This window comes from Methylorubrum populi, assembly GCF_002355515.1.
GTDB classification, from domain to species: domain Bacteria; phylum Pseudomonadota; class Alphaproteobacteria; order Rhizobiales; family Beijerinckiaceae; genus Methylobacterium; species Methylobacterium populi_A.
Window position 1 is genome coordinate 29,711 of record NZ_AP014811.1, and the last position, 15,858, is coordinate 45,568.

Below are 15,858 nucleotides of genomic sequence, written 5' to 3' on the forward strand. Positions count from 1 at the left end.
CGGACTAGACCTGTCCTGCATCATCGCTTGCCCGGGCCTCCGCTCGGTACAGGTCGACGATGAAGTCCGCGATCACCTGGATCTGGTCGCGCATCTCCGCAGCGCTCGCACGGGCCTCGCGGGCGCTTGCTCCCGCCGCCTCGGCGAGCTCGGCCAGCTGCGCCACCGTCTCGGACGGCCCGAGTGCGGCGATGAGCGCTTCCTCGACGAACAGGTATGGCGCGATCCCGCGTGCCCGGGCCGCCGCCTCGACCGCTACCCAGAGGGCCTCGTCCAAGGCGACACGGACGGGACGGCGGGCCATGCGCGGGCTCCTGGCAGCAATGATATAAAGAGAAACAGTAGCTTAGACGCAAGCTTGGCCGTCGGCCAGCACCATCGGTGCGTAATGTGTCTCAAATTTTCTTGGTAAGCCTGCACTTATCCACAGGCATGACGATGCTATCGTTGGCGCAAGCGCGGCCGTAGTATCATGATATCTCTCTGGGATCACAGGCCGAAGCGGTTCACAGCTCTGTGCGAGCACGGTCGTCGTCTTTGAAGAGGCGAAGGCCCCGGCGGCCGGACCTAATGACAGGTGCGAGGGCGATGACCGAGGCCGCCGAACCCGATCCCCACGACGAGCTGCGCGCCTTCCTGCGCGAGCAGGTCCGGCTCACTCCGAGCCGCAAACCCTCTGGCTACGCCTCGGTCAAGGCTGTGCTCCCGGAGATCAAGGCGCTGAAGGCCAAGCGCCGGACCGACGCCGAGATCCAGGAGATGCTCGCCCGGATGGGGGTCACGCTCGGCCTCGCCACGCTGAGGCAGTACATTCAGAACGCCTCGCGCGAGCTCGCCGGCCACAAGCCAGCGCGACGCCGCGGCAAAGCCGTCGCACACCCACCCGCCACGACCTCACCGGCACCCGCGCAACACCAGTCCACTCTGGTGCACCCGCCGGCAGCCGCGCGCGAGCCGCTGCCGGCGGGGGGGCGCGCCTCTGCCGCTCGGACGGTCGGGCATCGGCTGAGCACCAAAGACCTGTAGGGCCCGGAAGAGGGCTCGAGCGCCGGATCGGCAGGGATCGGAAAGACACCATGGCACGGGCACAGCAGACGCGCGCGCCGGCGGCTTCGCGGCAGAAGCGCGTCGTCCTGATCACCTCGGAGAAGGGCGGCGTCGGCAAGAGCGTCACCGCCCGCACCCTGATCGAGCACCTGCGCGCGAGCGGTACCCGCGTCGCTGCCTACGATGCCGACGGCGGCGTCGGAGCGCTCCTGCGCGTCCTGGGCAGCCGTGACCCGGATGGCGAGCTCCTGGCGGAGCAGGATCCGGCGGCCGGGGTCGGGTACTACAACATCCGCGCCGACGACGAGCGCCCCACCCTGCTCAACTGCGCCGCCTCGGGCGAGCCGCTGATCGTCCACGACCTCGCTGGCGGCAGCCTCGCCGACCTCGCCCGCATCTCCGACATGGGCGAGGGCCTCGACGATCTGCTCGCGGCATTCGCAGGCCAGGGCTACCGCCCCGTCGTCCTGCACCTGATTTCATCCGAGGTCGCCGCCACCCAGTCTGTCGCCCGCTGGCTCGAACTCGCCGGCGACAGGGTCGATCACGTCGCGATCCGCAACACCCGCTGGGGCAAGGCCGAGGCGGACTTTCCGTTCTGGCATGGCTACGTCGACGGACGCGGCGAGAGCCGCGGCGGCAAGGTCCGCCGCCGCCTGCTGGACGAGCTCGGCGGCCTGGAGATCAGCCTGCCGGCGCTACCGGGCGGAACCTTCGCCAAGATCGACGCCGACGCCCTGCCGTTCAGGGTTGCCGCCGACGCGCCGCGCCTGACCATCGCCGAGCGCTCGCACGTAACGCGCTACTTGCGCGAGTCGGCAGTCGCCTTCGAGCCCCTACGTCCGCTCCTCGGCCTCTGAGGGGTGAAGGCCGACCCGTGATGCATCCCAACGCCAAGCTTAATTTTGACCGGGCAGCCCAGGCGCTGGGCCTCGATGCGGCGACCCGGGATCTGGCGTGGCGGCGGATGATGGATATCGGCCTCACGCCCGACGATCCCACCGTGGTCTACCTCGCGGTCGGCGGATTGCTGGAGCAGGCCGCCCGGACCATCCCGGCAGCGCTCGATACCGTACCCGAACGTGTCGAGCAGGCCGCGGCCCGTGCGGTCGGCCCGGTCGCCGACGCTGCCAGCGTTCGGGTCGAAGCAGCTCACGCGGCGTTGGCCGAGCGCACTGGTGCGGCGGTTGCCGAGGCTGCGGCGGCGCATCTCACCCGGATCGAGCGGACCCGTATGCGTGAGGCCGGCTTCTGGGCGGCAGCGCTCGTCCTAGTCTGTGCCTTCCTATGCGGCGGCGCGGGCTACTGGCTCGGACGCGGAGATACGCAAGACCTGGATGCGAAGTGGGCCCGCTTGACCCAGCGGGCTGACGCCGGGGCGTGGCTCGCCCTGGTGGCGGCCAATCCCGACCTGCGCGGCCAGATGAACCAGTCCTGTAACCCGACACAGCTCAAGCTGGATGCCGCCTCGAAGCGGCGGTACTGCGAGCTCCCACTCTGGACAGAGGGGTCAGTCGCGCCGGTCGGTGGGGTCCCCGAGGTGCTTTACCTGAACCTGCGCGAGTGGCTCATCGCCTGGGGGCCGGCTTGGCTGATGCTCGGGGCTGGGCTCGCAGCGCTTCTCGGCCGCCGCCTGCTGCGCGGGGTGGCTGTATGGCGACCGGTAGCTTGGCTGCTGGATTGAGCCTCGCCACACTCTGATTGACCGCTCCATGGGAAGTTTCATGTGTGGCCGCGGAACAAATCAGGTACAAAACGCATGATCGGTGTTAAGCTTGAAGGCAGACCATTCCCTGCTCATGGGGAAGCGAAAACAGGCAACCAACTGACGGCGGGAATAGTCCGATATGATGAAGCTGATCCGCCGTATCCGCGGCAAAGAAGAGCCCAACGATCCGCTTCCTGGCACTTCATACCGCGTAACAGGCGGCGCGCTGGTCCTCGCCGGTCTTGCGGTTATCTCGCCTGGCGTCAAGGATGCGCTACTTGCACTCGCTAATAATACTTACAACCTCGGCCTGTCACTGGATGCGCCTTGGTGGATCGGTTTGCCTCTGGTCAGCCTCGGCCTGCTTCTCTTTATCTTGGGCTTTGTGACGGACCGTTCTGGAACCAACAAAGGACAATTTGTAGCTATCCGCCATCAGTCATTCCAACCCTTGGCGGCCAACTTGCCGAAAGAAGCAATGCCACGGCGTATGCAGCGGCGGAAAATTCAAGTTTACGATTGCGATCTTTCTTCGTTCATGAACAGCCAGCCTGTTGATCCTGCTGGTGCTGTGCGGCTTCAGGAAAAACTTGCGCAGCACATCGCAGGTGTAAGGCGCAGCGATCACGACGCTGCGCTCGGTTACTATGGCATCGTTCATATTCCTTTCCAGTTCTTAGCTGGATGCAGCATCTCAACCTATCCAGAAGTCGCTCTTTTTGAGCTGAACCGCAATACCAACCAATGGCATGAACTAAATACAGGGGATGGAACTAATCTAAAGCCGAAACTCATCCGCAGCATCGACCCAGCGAACCCTACTGCTGCAGTCATACGGATCGAGATCAGCTACCCCATCTCTCCTGCCGAGCCGGCGAAGCTCATCCAAGGTCCCTACCGTGAATACGCCCTGCGTATTGAAGCTCCTGGCATCGACAAAATCTCTCATTACGGCCAGGTTCATACAGTTTCTAAGCTTTTTCGAGAAGCACTTGATGAAATTCACAATGAACTCGGCAATGCACCCATCGTTCACGTTTTCTATTCTGGTCCGGTTAGCCTTGGGTTTAGCCTGGGTCGCCAGATCAGCCGGACAATCCATAACCGAGTTTTTGTTTACAACTACACATCGCAATCAAATCCAGCTTATGCATGGGGCATTGACGTCACGCGCGATAGTCCTCCGCACGAAATGGTCGTTTGGACGCGTCTTGTTTAGCTCTGAGGTGCTTTATGTGGATGTATGACATTTCGAGCGATCTTCAAACTTTTTATGATACGCATGTGCGCCTCGGAAAAGTGCTGAGAGACGACTTGGCGGCGAAGCGTGATCTCAATCTCAACCGGCTTTACGGAGGACTTGATGATCTTGCAGCAGAAAGTGGCTTTTCACGTCCCCATCCGTACACCTGGCACAACCAGGGCAGTTACGCGATGCACACACTCAATCAAGATCCTGCAGATCTTAACGATTACGACATCGATGTTGGGCTTATGTTCAACAAAGACGACTTGCCATCAGATTCACAGAAAGCACGTCAACGCATAGCAGACGCACTAACGAAGAGATGCACCAATTTCACCCAAGCACCTGCTGCAAAGAAAAACGCGGTGCGCGTGGCGTATGCTGACGGCTATCATATCGATTTTGCGGTCTATCGTACCTACACGGATGCAACGGGGACCCTCCGCACCGAACATGCAAGTACGGAGTGGAAGCCCCGCGACCCGACCGCGATCAACAAGTGGTTCAGCGATTGCGTTACAAATAAAATCCCCACAGCTTGGCCAGCTATAGGCTACTATCCTAAAGTTAAGGACGGGCAATTCCGTCGTATCGTACGTTTCCTGAAGTGGTTTTCCAGGTCACGTCCCTCATGGAGCTTGCCCGGCGGCTTGATAATTTCGGCTCTTGTTGCGGAGGTTTACGCCTCAGATAGCAACCGTGATGATCGCGCACTCTATGACACCATCGTAGCCCTCGCCAACCGCCTGAACGGCAACACCAAGGTTTACAATCCTGTCACCCAGGCCGAGTTCACCGAGAACAGTGAAATACAAAGCCAAGTAAATCGCCTTAAAACCCAAATCAACATGGCGGTAGCCAAGCTCGCACCGCTTTTCGACCAGCAGAATTGCACGCGAGACAAGGCTAGATCTGCCTGGGATTGGGTTTTCAATCACCAGTTCTGGGCGGGCAAAGAGAAGGTTCAGAAGGCTGCACTGGACGAGGAGCTTAATGCGTCAGCCCTCGCACCATACTATGTTAAGATTAAGTGTGAGCTATCCGGAACATATGGTGGAAAAACCTACCGGGAATACGCCAGTGGCGGAGGCGTTTTGCAGAAAAACACGTATCTTAAATTCACGGTCCTGGGCACGAATGTGCCGTCGCCGTATCTGATTACATGGGAGACTAGGAACAGCGGCGACGAGGCCTCCGATGACAATGCTCTTTTGAGTATTACCCAGCCAAGCCACGGTTATTCGTATTGGACTGGTACCGCATACAAAGGCAATCATCAGATGGTGTGTAAAATTACTCGAAACGGCATTGTTGTAGCTCAAACATCCCACTTGGTACGCGTTGCGGCAGGCAAGTGGTGGAGCCGTTCTAGATAAGCCTAAACTCGTAGCAGCTCGCCCCACCGCGTCGTGTACCGCTGTGAAAGGTACTCCGCCCGCAGTTTCCAGGGGCGATCCTGCCCGCTGCACGCGTAGCGCACGCGATCCCGCCCGTAGCGGGCGTTGAGAGCGTCCATCGCCTGCATCAGGGCTGACCGCTCGGCACGATCCGGCCGCAGGAACAGTGAGCCCTGCTCGGCCTCTGCCGGGTGCAGATCGAGCAGGAGGATGCCGCATTTCTTGTAGCGGAACCCCGGCTTGTAGATCCCCCGCAGGCCCCATAGGGCCGCGCGGATCAACCGGGCGGTGTCGCTGGTGCCGATCGTCAGCCGCACGTGCCGGGTTGCGTATTACTGGGCGTCCTCCGGCTTGTGCCGGTTGGTGGTGAGCATCACCACCACGGCGGCGGTTGCCAGGTGTCAGGCGACACGGCAAACTGACCCCCTGACGACATGAGGAACTGCCCCCCTCATTGGGAGGTCAGGATGGTTAGGACGGACGGAGGAGTTTCTCTGCGGTTGAACGCACCGCGGGGGGACGAGATGAAGACGCCGGACGATGTGTCGGCGATGGCGCGTCTGAAGGGGCTCGGCTGGGGCTCGAAGCGGATCGCGGCGGAGCTTGGGTGTTCACGCAACACGGTGAAGCGATGGCTTCAGTATGGGGATTGGCGTCCCTGCGTGACGCCGTCTCGGTCGAAGAAGTTGGACGGGCTTTCCGATTGGCTGGCCGATCGCTTCCGGCGTCACGCCGGCAACGCTGACGTCCTTCGGCAGGAACTGGCGGCCGAGAAGGCGATCCATGTCAGCCTGCGCACCGTCGAGCGTGCGGTGGCGCCGCTGCGTCGGGAGCTTGTGGCGGAAGCCCGTGCCACGGTCCGGTTCGAGACGCGGCCGGGAGAGCAGTTGCAGATCGACTTCGGCGAGCGTCGCGTCGAGATCTGTGGGGTCCAGACCAAGGTGTTCTTCTTCGTGGCGACGCTGGGCTACTCGCGCCGGCTGCATGTACGCGCCTTCGGGCACGAGAAGCAGGACAGTTGGTTCACCGGGATGGAGAGCGCGTTCCAGGCCTTCGGTGGGGTGCCGCGCGAGGTGCTTCTCGACAATGCCCGAGCGCTGATCCTGCACCACGATCCGTCGAGCCGGGAGGTCGTGCTTCATCCACGGCTGCATGCCTTCGCTCGGCATTGGGGCTTCCGGGTTCGGGCCTGCGCGCCGTACCGGGCCCGAACCAAGGGCAAGGACGAACGCGGCGTCGGCTACGTGAAGAAGAATGCGATCGCCGGTCGCCGCTTCGAGAGCTGGGCCGCGATGGAGGCGCATCTCGACGCGTGGACGCGGGACGTGGCGGATCTGCGCGTCCACGGCACGACGGGGGAGGCACCGCGGCATCGCTTCGATCGTGACGAAGGCGGCGCGTTGAAGCCGCTGGCAGGCCTGCCGCCCTTCACGACGGCACGGGATCTCGTGCGCTGCGTCGGGGCGGATTGCGCCGTGGCGGTCGACGGCAACGCCTACTCGGTTCCGTGGCGTCTGATCGGCGAGCGCGTCCGGGTCACGGTCGGAAGCGAGATCGTTCGGGTGCATCATGGCGGCCACGAGATTGCGGTCCATGCCGAGCTCAAGGGGCGCCACGGCCGGGTCGTCGAGGGACTGTCAGGATTTCCGTGTGTGGCCGGGCGGTTGATCATCAGGCCGCCATGGCTCTGATGAAACGTTCGCCGAAGATCACGGCAAATTGCGCCTTCGCCATGGTCCACTCACGTGGTGGCATCTTCCACTCTTTCTCCGACCGATTCAAGATCAGGTAGAGCAGCTTGGTGGCGGCCTCGTCGCTGGGGAAGTGTCCCCTGGCCCTGACAGCCCGCCTGAGCTTCGAGTTCAAAGCTTCGATGGCGTTCGTAGTGTAGATGATCCGGCGGACCTCGTCGGGGAACGCAAAAAACGGGATCACCTCGCCCCAGGCGCGCCGCCAGCTCTGGCCGATGGCGGGATAGCGCTGCCCCCAAGGGCCAGCCTCAAATGCTGTCAGCGCCTTTTCGGCGGCATCTGCGTCGGTGGCACGGTAAATCTCCTTGAGCGCGCTGGCGAGGTTCTTTCGGTCCTTCCAGGAGACGAAGTCCATCGAGTTGCGCAGCAGGTGAACGATGCAGGTCTGGACGATCGCATCGGGGAACACTGCGGTGATCGCATCGGGAAAGCCCTTCAGGCCGTCAACGACGGCCAGCAGGATGTCTTCAACGCCACGGTTGCGAAGCTCGTTCATCACCCGAAGCCAGAACTTGGCACCCTCATTCTGCTCGAGCCACAAGCCGAGCACCTCCTTTGCGCCGTCGGCGCGGACGCCCAGCGCAATGTGGATCGCCTTGTTGCGCACCATGCCCTCGTCGCGGATCTTGACCCGGATCGCGTCGAAGAAGACCAGCGGGTAAACCGGATCGAGCGGCCGCTGCTGCCAAGTGGCGACCTCATCGAGCACGGCGTCGGTCACCGTGCTAATCAAATCGGGTGAGACGTCGATGCCGTATAGATCGTGCAGGTGCCTGGTGATCTCGCGGGTGCTCATGCCGCGCGCGTACATCGACACGATCTTGTCGTCGAAGCCGGGAAAGCGGCGTTGATACTTGGCGATCAACTGCGGGTCGAAGCTCGACTGGCGATCGCGCGGCACGTCGATCGCCAACTTGCCGGTGTCGGTCATTACCGTCTTCCGACCGTAGCCGTTGCGCATGTTGCCGGCGCCGTCTTCGCCAGCGAGGTGGTGATCCATCTCCGCATTCAGGGCACGCTCTGTCAGCGCCTTCTTCAGCGAATCGAGCAGACCGCCCTGCTCGAAGGCGGCACTGGCAGTGCCGCCCGCCAAAAGCTGATCGAGAAGCTCATTCGGTATGGCAGGTTCTTTGCGTCGTGACATAGTGGGACTCCTTGTTGCCCATTATGCCCGGCCACACACGGAAATCCTGACAGTCCCGTCGTCGACGACCGACACCTAGCCGGCCTGGTCGGCACCAGGGAGCGCCCTGTCAGTGTCGTTTCGTCCGCACCGCTCCCGGCCATCTCGGCGCTGCTGCGTCCGTTGGCGGAGTACGAGGCCGTCGCGGGGGGGTCGTTCTGATGGACGCGCACGACCACCTCACCGCACTGCTGGACCGCCTGAAGCTGACCGTGCTCCGTGATCAGCTCGACAGCCTGATCGACGAGGCGGGGCGCCGGGACCTGACGATCCGCGAGGCGCTGACCTTGTTTTGCGAGCGCGAGGTCGCTCGCCGGGATCAGCGGCGGATCGACATGAGCTTTGGTCTTGCGCGTTTCCCGTTCGTGCGCGACCTCACGGGCTTCGATTACGGGGCGCAGCCGTCGCTGGACAAGGCACAGATCCGCGAAATCGCCACCGGACGCTTCATCGCCAACGGCGAGGCAGTTCTCCTCCTCGGGCCGCCGGGCGTCGGCAAGACACATCTGGCGGTCGCACTCGGCCGGGAAGCCATCGTGGCGGGCTACACGGTGCTGTTCACGCCCGCGACGACGTTGGTGGCGCAGCTCGCAAAGGCTCATGGGGAAGGCCGGCTCGAGGAGCGGCTCACCCATTACGCCAAACCAAAGCTCCTGATCATCGACGAACTCGGCTACCTGCCCTTCGAGCCCGATGCCGCGCACCTGTTCTTCCAGCTCGTGAGCCGTCGTTACGAGCGCGGCGCCATGCTCATCACGTCGAACCGGGCTGTGGGCGAATGGGGCAGCGTCTTCGGCGATCCGGTGGTGGCGACGGCAATCCTGGATCGCCTGCTCCACCACAGTCACGTGATCACAATCCGGGGCGACAGCTACCGGCTTCGCGAAAAGCGTCGCAGTGGTCTTCTGCAGAAGACCACTGCGACGCTCAGCCCGCATCAGTCGGACAAGGCAAACGGCACCGGGGTCAGTTCCTCGTGACGCAAAGGGGTCAGTTCCGGATGTCGCTGGACACCAGGCCCTGCGCGCATCTTCTGCGCCGCATACGAGGTGTAGGCGGTCAACGCCTCGGCCAGCTCATCAAAGCCCTCCACGGCCCGGGCAAAGCTGCGTGAGCAGCAGATGGTTTTGCTGTCGGGGCTGTCCTGTTCGAGGTCAAGGCACGGGGTGCCCTGTAGCTCCATCACCGTCCGTTGCAGGACGACGTTGAACCGCTCGCGGATGCGCGTGGGGTTGGCGTCCCGGAGCTTGAGCGGGGAGGTGATGCTAAGGGCTGCCAGGGGCGGCGCCAGGCCGCGGCCGATGCCCCACACGTCGCCTAGCTCCATCTTGGCCAAGGCGGCCGTCTGGCTGGCCTCGTCAGGCAGGTAGCACACCCCTCCGCTGAGGGGGTCCTTCTTAGCGGTGCGGTTCGCCACCTTCGCCAGGGTCTTCGTGGTGCTGATCCCGACGCACACGGGGATTTCGCATCGCCCTGACACAGTTCTTTGACGGCGAAGCAGATCCCCGCACTCGCGCCAAGCTTGGCCTATCCTGAGGTTGGCGATCGGGCGCGCGCCACTTACGGCATACCGTTTATGGTTTATGGCACGCGCGGGGCTTAAGAAGGATGGGAACACACGCCCCAAAACGGCGGAATTCCTACACTTTTACGGGAAACCACGCCCCAAAAGTGCCGGCAGCGGTTCGTCCTCTCCCCCACCGAACCCGTCGTTTTGGGAGCTCTTTAAGCGGTCACCTGCGACCGCATAGATCTCACTGCGCTATGCGCAGTGGCAAGACCTCTCAGGACGGCGTCAGGGCCAGTTTCGGGGATACAGGCTCACCCAGTCGGTTGTGCAGCCCAGAAGCCCTCCAGAAGTCGTGCTGCTGCCTGTGCCACTCACCTTCTCGGCAGCAAGAATCGTCCGCCCATCGGGCGGACCCCTATGAGAGTTAGCCGGCGAAGGCGGCTTCCGGTTTGGGTGGGGGAGCGGGTTTTTGGCGGAGCCAAAAAGGGGCGGGCTTTCCTCTTGCGCGAACCTCTCCAGGGTTTTTGCACTGCTGGTCCACATGTCGTGGTGAAGCCCGAAGTGCACCCGCTATGTCTGTTAAGGTCTCTTTAAGTATCTATAAAAGAGGTCTATACGAAAATTCACCATTGGTAACAGTAACTTAGATGCGGTTTTTGGGGCGTGGTTTCCGCCATTCTGGGGCGTGGTTTCCGGGTTTTGGGGCGTCACTTCCGGATTTTTGGGGCGTGGTTTCACTTATCCACAGGCGGCCGCGTGACCGGGCCTGAGCAGACTTTTGGGGCGTTCTTTCCGGGACAGCAGGCACGCTGACGGGTCTTAGGGCGCTGTTGGCCCAGTCTGATCGTCTCAGATTTTCTGCGCAAAGCGTTCTGGTGCTTTTGGGGCGTCACTTCCGGGTCGGGAGCTATGCAGGATTTTAGGTGACGGAGGCGGTCAGGCGGCGCGGTGATCTGGGCTCGCGGTGACCTCGGTCCCGTCGCGGAAGATGACGCCGGCCACGACCTTCGGCAACTGGTTTTCGCCCTTCAACCGTCGCCAGGTTTTCGAGGCTGCCATCACCAGCTTGAACACCATCAGCTTGGCGGTCGTGGCCGAGAGTGCACCTTTGGTCCGCACGGTCCGATGCCGCACCGTGGCGAACACGCTCTCGATCGGGTTCGAGCTGCGCAGGTGGTCCCAGTGCTCGGCCGGGAAGTCGTAGAACGCCAGCAGCGCCTCCCGGTCCTTGGTCAGGCAGGTGGCGGCGCGCGGGTACTTGGCCCCGTACTTCTCGACGAAGACAGCCAGCGCCGCCTCGGCCGCCGCCCGGGTCGGCGCACCGTGGATCTCACGCAGATCCACCTTCATCGCGCCCTGAACGGACTTCGGCACCTTGTCGAGGACGTTGGCCGCTTTGTGAACCCAACACCGTTGGTGAGCGGTGCCCGGAAAGACCTCGTCCAGGGCCTGCCAGAAGCCGAGTGCGCCGTCGCCGACCGCGATCTCGGGCGCGATCGACAGCCCACGCCGCTTCACGTCGACGAGCAGCTCGCGCCAGCTCTGGGCGCTCTCGCGCACGCCCACCTGGAAGCCGACGAGTTCTTTCCGGCCCTCGGGCGTCGCCCCGATCAGCACGAGCATGCACTCGGCCTGGTCCTCCATCCGGGCCTGCAGGTAGACGCCGTCGGCCCAGACATAGACGTAGCGGCGTGCGGAGAGATCGCGGCCCTGCCAGCGGGCATACTCGTCCGCCCAGGCCGCGGTCAGCCGGGCAATGACGGCCGGCGAGAGGTTCGGAGCATCCCGACCCAGAAGGGCGGCCAGCGCCTCCTGGAAGTCGCCGGTCGAGACACCGCGTAGGTACAGGACCGGCAGTAACGCATCCAGGCTGCGGGTGCGCCGCGCCCACTTCGGCAGGAGCGTCGAGGTGAACCGAACCCGGTCCTCAGATCCGCTCGCGCCGCGATCTCGGACACGAACCCGCGCCACCGGCACCGGGCCGATGCCGGTCTGGATCGCCCGCTCCGGGCCATGGCCGTGCCGCACCAGCCGCGCGCGTCCGTCCGGAAGCCGCAGATCCTGCATCGCGCTCAGGAACGCGTCCGCCTCCATCTCAACAGCTTGGGCGAGCAGGCGGCGGGCCCCGGCGCGCAGCACCTCGGTCAGGGGATCGTCGAGGTCTTCGGGCTGACGAAGCCGGACGATGTTGGTAGGTGTCTCCATGGCGTATCGCTCTCGCTGAGAGGTTCTGGCAGGCTTCGACACCCGCCTCGATACGCCGCCTTCAACACACCGTCGTCACCCAATCTCCCGCATAGCTCCCGGGTCGGTTCTAGCAGGCTCAATGACTTAGCTCATACCTACCCTTTGATGCGAAACGTTCTGCATCAATCCGCATCAGTAATTTGGGGCGTTCTTTCCGCCTCAACCCTTTATGCATCAACGCCTTGAGCGTTCTGCGCAGCTTTCTGCAGCTCGAGCTCAAACTGCCGGGGTGCCGCGTGGGTGTAGCTGTAACGGCGCGACTTCGCCCGGCCGGACCCCGTCACCTCCTCAGTGAAGGCCGACAGGCCGCCGGCACCGACCATGTCCTTGAAGGCCTCCCGGCACTCCTTGCGGAACTGGGCGCGCGTCGCACTGGTCGCGGTATCCGACCAGAGCTCGCGTCCGGCCAGCTGAGCCAGCCGCTCCTCGTCGATGTAGGTGTGCTCGGGCTGGCTGTCGATAAATGGCCAGAACACCTTGGCGTGGTCGGACTTGAGGCGGAACTGCACGTCGGCGTTGATGCTGACCAGGTGCGCCTTCTCGATCATCTCGAGAACGCGGGCGCCGTAGGTTACGGTCACCGCACTGTCGAGCTGCGCGCCTTCCCACGTGAGGTCGGTGATCAGCGAGGAAGCCGAGCCGGCGCCGTCGGGCAGCATGTTGCGGTTCCGCTTGGCCTTGATCGCCTCGAGCTCCTTGAGAGAGCGGCCTTCGTGGATCAGCACGCTGACTTGCTGGATCTCCTGGAACACGTGCACCAGGCTCAGGAGGTTGTTGACGTGCTCCGTGCGCCCCATCGCCTTGATCAGCGTCCGCCAAGTCGTGCGGGTCTGATAGTAGGAGAGCACGGGCGAGATGAACGTCCCGCGCCGGTAGGCCGGGTTGTCGGTTCTGACCTTCTCACGCGGCAGGCGGAACAGCGCATAGATCGCGTCCCGGTGCTGGCTGCCGAGTTCCCTGCCTTTCACCTCGACCACCGAGTAGCCGGGCACCTCGTAGATGCGCACAAAGTTGCTGTCGGTGATCAGGTCCTTCTTGCGCGGCGCAAAGGCCGACGTACGCGCCAGGTGCTGCGGCATGGTCGACGGGTTGCGCCGGCCGCGACGGTTCTTGAGGGTGCGCTCCTTGCGGGCAAGGCGCTGTTCTTCCTCAGGTGTAAGCGGGCGGGTGGGCGGCATGGACATCCTGGCCGGAGCCTAGCGCCGACTGGGAATCAACGCACCAGAAACGGGAACACACGCCCCAAAAATGTGCAAGTTTTTTTAAGCGCCGACGAAGGATCACCCGGAAATCTGTGCTTTCACAGCACCTTGGATTTTATGGCAAACCATAAATAGCTTGCCATAAATGGCTTAGGACTTGGCCTCGAACTCCTTGAGGGACGGCTGGCCGTACTTCGCCAGCATCAGGTCGATGCCCTCGCGGATGAAGCTGTTGAGGTCGCGGTCGTGCTCGATGCACATCATGCGCAGGCGCTTCTTGCAGGCCGTCGGCACGTAGGCGACCACCTGCTCGTAGTTCTTGGCTTTGGGCGCCGGTGCGCCCACAGGGTTTGCCGGGTGCTGCACGATCGTGGCGGTCTCGGCGGTTGGCTCCTGCGGCAGCGCACCGCCCAGGGCGGCTTCAAGCGACGCGGGTCTGTTTCTGGCCATGCGGCTTTCCTTCCATGCGGTTGAGCGTCCAGGTCAGCAGCTCGCGGATCTCGCCGGCGGCCTTGCTGTTCGGATCGCGTTCGGTAACCCCCTGCCCTGTCGCCAACGCGTCCATATGGTCGGCGCGCAGGGCGAGCGGCGTGCTGGCCACGGCACCGGTCAGCTGCAGGACGCGGAAGGCATCCGTCGTGCGGATCGAGCGGCCCGGCGGGCACTGGTTGAGGACGTAGGAGAACGGTTTGCCTAGGCGGTGAATGGCGCTGACCGTCGGCGCCGACGCCTCGATATCGGCCACGCTCGGCCGGGCGGGGATCAGGCATAGGTCGGCCAGCTGTATCGCTGCCGTGACACCGGGCGTGTCGGCACCCGGCGTGTCGATGATCACCAGCTGAACCCCCTGCTTCCGGAGCAGCGGCATCGCCGCCTCAAGCTGGTTGACGCTCAGGGCGTTGACCTCAGGTCCGGTCTCGGCCTCGCGGCGGCTGTACCACTTCTTGGTGGTACCCTGCGGGTCGATGTCGATGATTGAGGTTCTGAGGCCCTGCTCCTCGGCAGCTACCGCCAGCGAGAACGCCAGGGTGCTTTTGCCGGTGCCGCCCTTCTGGGAGACGATTGCGAGTACGTGCATGGGCGCATCCTTCCGGACGGTAAGGATAGGTGGCAAGTGGTTAATGGTTTGCCGCACGAGGTATACCGTTTGCCATGTGCCCTTTGCCATTTATGGCATGCCATAGCCATGCCATAAATGGCAGCACGAAAACGCCGCCCTCAAGGCGGCGCACCGCGCGGGATCACCATCGCGGCAACGCCGCAGGAACGAGGGTTCCACTGGAAGGCTGGCGACCGTACCCGTGGGGTCTGGCATCGTGCAGCGCGCGCCGGGGATGAACCGGACGCCACCTCGTGACCCTTCCTTATGCAGGCTGGGGCAAGGGCAGCTGACAGGGGGTTGCGACAGAGTGTGGTGAGCAGCCTGTGGCTGAGATCAGCCGGCAAAACCGATGTCTGCGCAGCGACTCAGGCAAAGCCATTTATGGCTTGCCATAAGCCGCAAGCTGGCGGCGAGGGCGATTTCCCTTGAAAAGATAGGGCCACTGGCCCATACTGGTCTCAAGTGGATCGGGAATTCTCGATCGGCGTCGGGCCTCGGTGAACTCACCGGGGCTTTTCGCTTTTTGGGCTTACGGGAAGAGCTTGAGGCCGTAGCCGGGGATGCGTCCGGTCGGGCTCTGTCGGAACTTCCGTTCGACCACCTCATAGGCCCGGTTGGGCTGGTCAGGTTTCAGCACGTGACGACCGACCGGATAGGCAACCAGGTCCGCCAGCTGCAGCCCAGGCGAGTTGTGCTTTTTGTCGACAAAGCGGATGTCGAGGTTGGGCAAGGCCCCAACCCGGTTTGCGCCGTCGCAGATCCGCCGGAACTCCAGCTCTAGCTTGTCATCCTCGGCTTTGCCGCGGCACTCGACCAGGAGATGCGTCTGCCGGTCGGTCTGGCCGCGCTCCTGGAGGAACATCTGCAGACGCTCGATGCAGAAGGCGAGGGCGATCTCGTAGGGATCGTTGGGCTGGGCGTAGCGACGGACCAGCTGCTCCTTGTTGATGACCGCCGCGATCAGCGTGAACTCCGCCTCCTGCATCACCGCGGTAATGCGCTCCTGGAAGGCCGCGCGGATTTCCGGAACCAGCAGCTGGGCGAAGTCACCCTTGGATTTGCGGATCTCGTGGCTGTGCAGGACCACCGCGTCGTGGCCCCAGAAATCGAACTTTAGCTGGTGGATGAGGGGGACGATATGCTGGACGTAGGCGTCCTTGCGGCAGATGCAAAACGCCAGGACGAAGACCGGGTACTCCGGGTTGATCGTTTTGAGGCCGTGGTCCCCGCTCTCATCGACAAACACGACATAGTCACTGAAGGCCATCAGCCGACGATACCGCGAAGCGTGGCCGTTGGCCAGCACGCGATGTCCCCATGCGCGGCTAAGTGCCGGTAGTTACTCGCGGCTTGACCTTCAACCTTGTACCACTTGTGGCAAAGGGCTTACCACAAGTGGCTTGTTGCCGGTCATGGCGACTGGATCTAACGCTTCTCTTTCACCGTGGTGTTGGGGCTCGCCTTG

The 15,858-nt window shown here is 63.2% G+C and carries 16 protein-coding genes; 7 read left to right on the forward strand and 9 right to left on the reverse strand.

The window, feature by feature from the left end:
- Positions 1-4 precede the first annotated feature (4 nt).
- A complete protein-coding gene (locus MPPM_RS27005) occupies positions 5-304 on the reverse strand; it encodes a hypothetical protein (RefSeq protein ID WP_012779290.1) in 300 nt (99 codons plus the stop codon).
- 284 nt (positions 305-588) lie between these two features.
- On the opposite strand from MPPM_RS27005, the gene MPPM_RS27010 reads away from it, so the two are divergent.
- The 5 genes from MPPM_RS27010 (at position 589) to MPPM_RS27030 (ending at position 5,377) form a co-directional block, all read left to right on the forward strand.
- Positions 589-1,026 (forward strand): hypothetical protein, encoded by a 438-nt coding sequence (locus MPPM_RS27010; protein ID WP_012779289.1) that lies wholly within the window; start codon positions 589-591, stop codon positions 1,024-1,026.
- A 50-nt stretch (positions 1,027-1,076) separates the two neighbouring features.
- Positions 1,077-1,907 carry a nucleotide-binding protein gene (locus tag MPPM_RS27015; protein ID WP_012779288.1) on the forward strand — a complete coding sequence of 277 codons (831 nt, stop codon included), beginning with the start codon at positions 1,077-1,079 and terminating at the stop codon, positions 1,905-1,907.
- Positions 1,908-1,927: 20 nt separating this feature from the next.
- Positions 1,928-2,731 (forward strand): hypothetical protein, encoded by an 804-nt coding sequence (locus MPPM_RS27020; protein ID WP_041359201.1) that lies wholly within the window; start codon positions 1,928-1,930, stop codon positions 2,729-2,731.
- Between the two features lie 163 nt (positions 2,732-2,894).
- Positions 2,895-3,974 (forward strand): SAVED domain-containing protein, encoded by a 1,080-nt coding sequence (locus tag MPPM_RS27025; protein WP_012779286.1) that lies wholly within the window; start codon positions 2,895-2,897, stop codon positions 3,972-3,974.
- Positions 3,975-3,994: 20 nt separating this feature from the next.
- Positions 3,995-5,377: a nucleotide-binding domain-containing protein gene (locus MPPM_RS27030; protein ID WP_244414154.1), complete on the forward strand. Its 1,383-nt coding sequence runs from the start codon at positions 3,995-3,997 to the stop codon at positions 5,375-5,377.
- 2 nt (positions 5,378-5,379) lie between these two features.
- Here MPPM_RS27030 and MPPM_RS27035 read toward each other — a convergent pair whose 3' ends face one another.
- Positions 5,380-5,715, reverse strand: coding sequence for a DUF4113 domain-containing protein (locus tag MPPM_RS27035; RefSeq protein ID WP_050983445.1), 336 nt, complete (start codon positions 5,713-5,715; stop codon positions 5,380-5,382).
- A gap of 150 nt (positions 5,716-5,865) precedes the next feature.
- Here MPPM_RS27035 and istA point away from each other — a divergent pair, with 150 nt between their 5' ends.
- Complete coding sequence (gene istA, locus MPPM_RS27040) at positions 5,866-7,089, forward strand: IS21 family transposase (RefSeq protein WP_432419869.1); 1,224 nt, start codon at positions 5,866-5,868, stop codon at positions 7,087-7,089.
- Here the strand turns inward: istA and MPPM_RS27045 are convergent.
- A complete protein-coding gene (locus MPPM_RS27045) occupies positions 7,070-8,293 on the reverse strand; it encodes an IS256-like element ISSpwi2 family transposase (protein ID WP_044663225.1) in 1,224 nt (407 codons plus the stop codon). The genes istA and MPPM_RS27045 overlap by 20 nt on opposite strands.
- Before the next feature lie 200 nt (positions 8,294-8,493).
- Here MPPM_RS27045 and istB point away from each other — a divergent pair, with 200 nt between their 5' ends.
- The gene (gene istB, locus MPPM_RS27050; protein WP_096488067.1) at positions 8,494-9,312 is read left to right on the forward strand and encodes an IS21-like element helper ATPase IstB; all 819 of its coding nucleotides are present in this window, start codon (positions 8,494-8,496) and stop codon (positions 9,310-9,312) included.
- Here the strand turns inward: istB and MPPM_RS27055 are convergent.
- The 6 genes from MPPM_RS27055 to MPPM_RS27080 form a co-directional block, all read right to left on the reverse strand.
- On the reverse strand, positions 9,270-9,749 hold the full coding sequence (locus tag MPPM_RS27055) for a DNA polymerase Y subunit UmuC family protein (RefSeq protein WP_197705085.1): 480 nt from the start codon (positions 9,747-9,749) through the stop codon (positions 9,270-9,272). The two genes, istB and MPPM_RS27055, sit on opposite strands and share 43 nt — an antisense overlap.
- A gap of 1,029 nt (positions 9,750-10,778) precedes the next feature.
- Positions 10,779-12,047, reverse strand: coding sequence for an IS256-like element ISMex3 family transposase (locus MPPM_RS27060; protein WP_009867550.1), 1,269 nt, complete (start codon positions 12,045-12,047; stop codon positions 10,779-10,781).
- 209 nt (positions 12,048-12,256) lie between these two features.
- Positions 12,257-13,267 carry a hypothetical protein gene (locus MPPM_RS27065; protein ID WP_017482500.1) on the reverse strand — a complete coding sequence of 337 codons (1,011 nt, stop codon included), beginning with the start codon at positions 13,265-13,267 and terminating at the stop codon, positions 12,257-12,259.
- Between the two features lie 174 nt (positions 13,268-13,441).
- The gene (locus MPPM_RS27070; RefSeq protein ID WP_041359198.1) at positions 13,442-13,741 is read right to left on the reverse strand and encodes a ribbon-helix-helix domain-containing protein; all 300 of its coding nucleotides are present in this window, start codon (positions 13,739-13,741) and stop codon (positions 13,442-13,444) included.
- On the reverse strand, positions 13,713-14,369 hold the full coding sequence (locus MPPM_RS27075) for a nucleotide-binding protein (protein WP_012779281.1): 657 nt from the start codon (positions 14,367-14,369) through the stop codon (positions 13,713-13,715). Before MPPM_RS27075 ends, MPPM_RS27070 begins: the two co-directional genes overlap by 29 nt.
- 553 nt (positions 14,370-14,922) lie before the next feature.
- Positions 14,923-15,699, reverse strand: a complete 777-nt coding sequence (locus MPPM_RS27080) for a DUF3800 domain-containing protein (protein ID WP_012779280.1) — start codon at positions 15,697-15,699, stop codon at positions 14,923-14,925.
- Positions 15,700-15,858 lie beyond the last annotated feature (159 nt).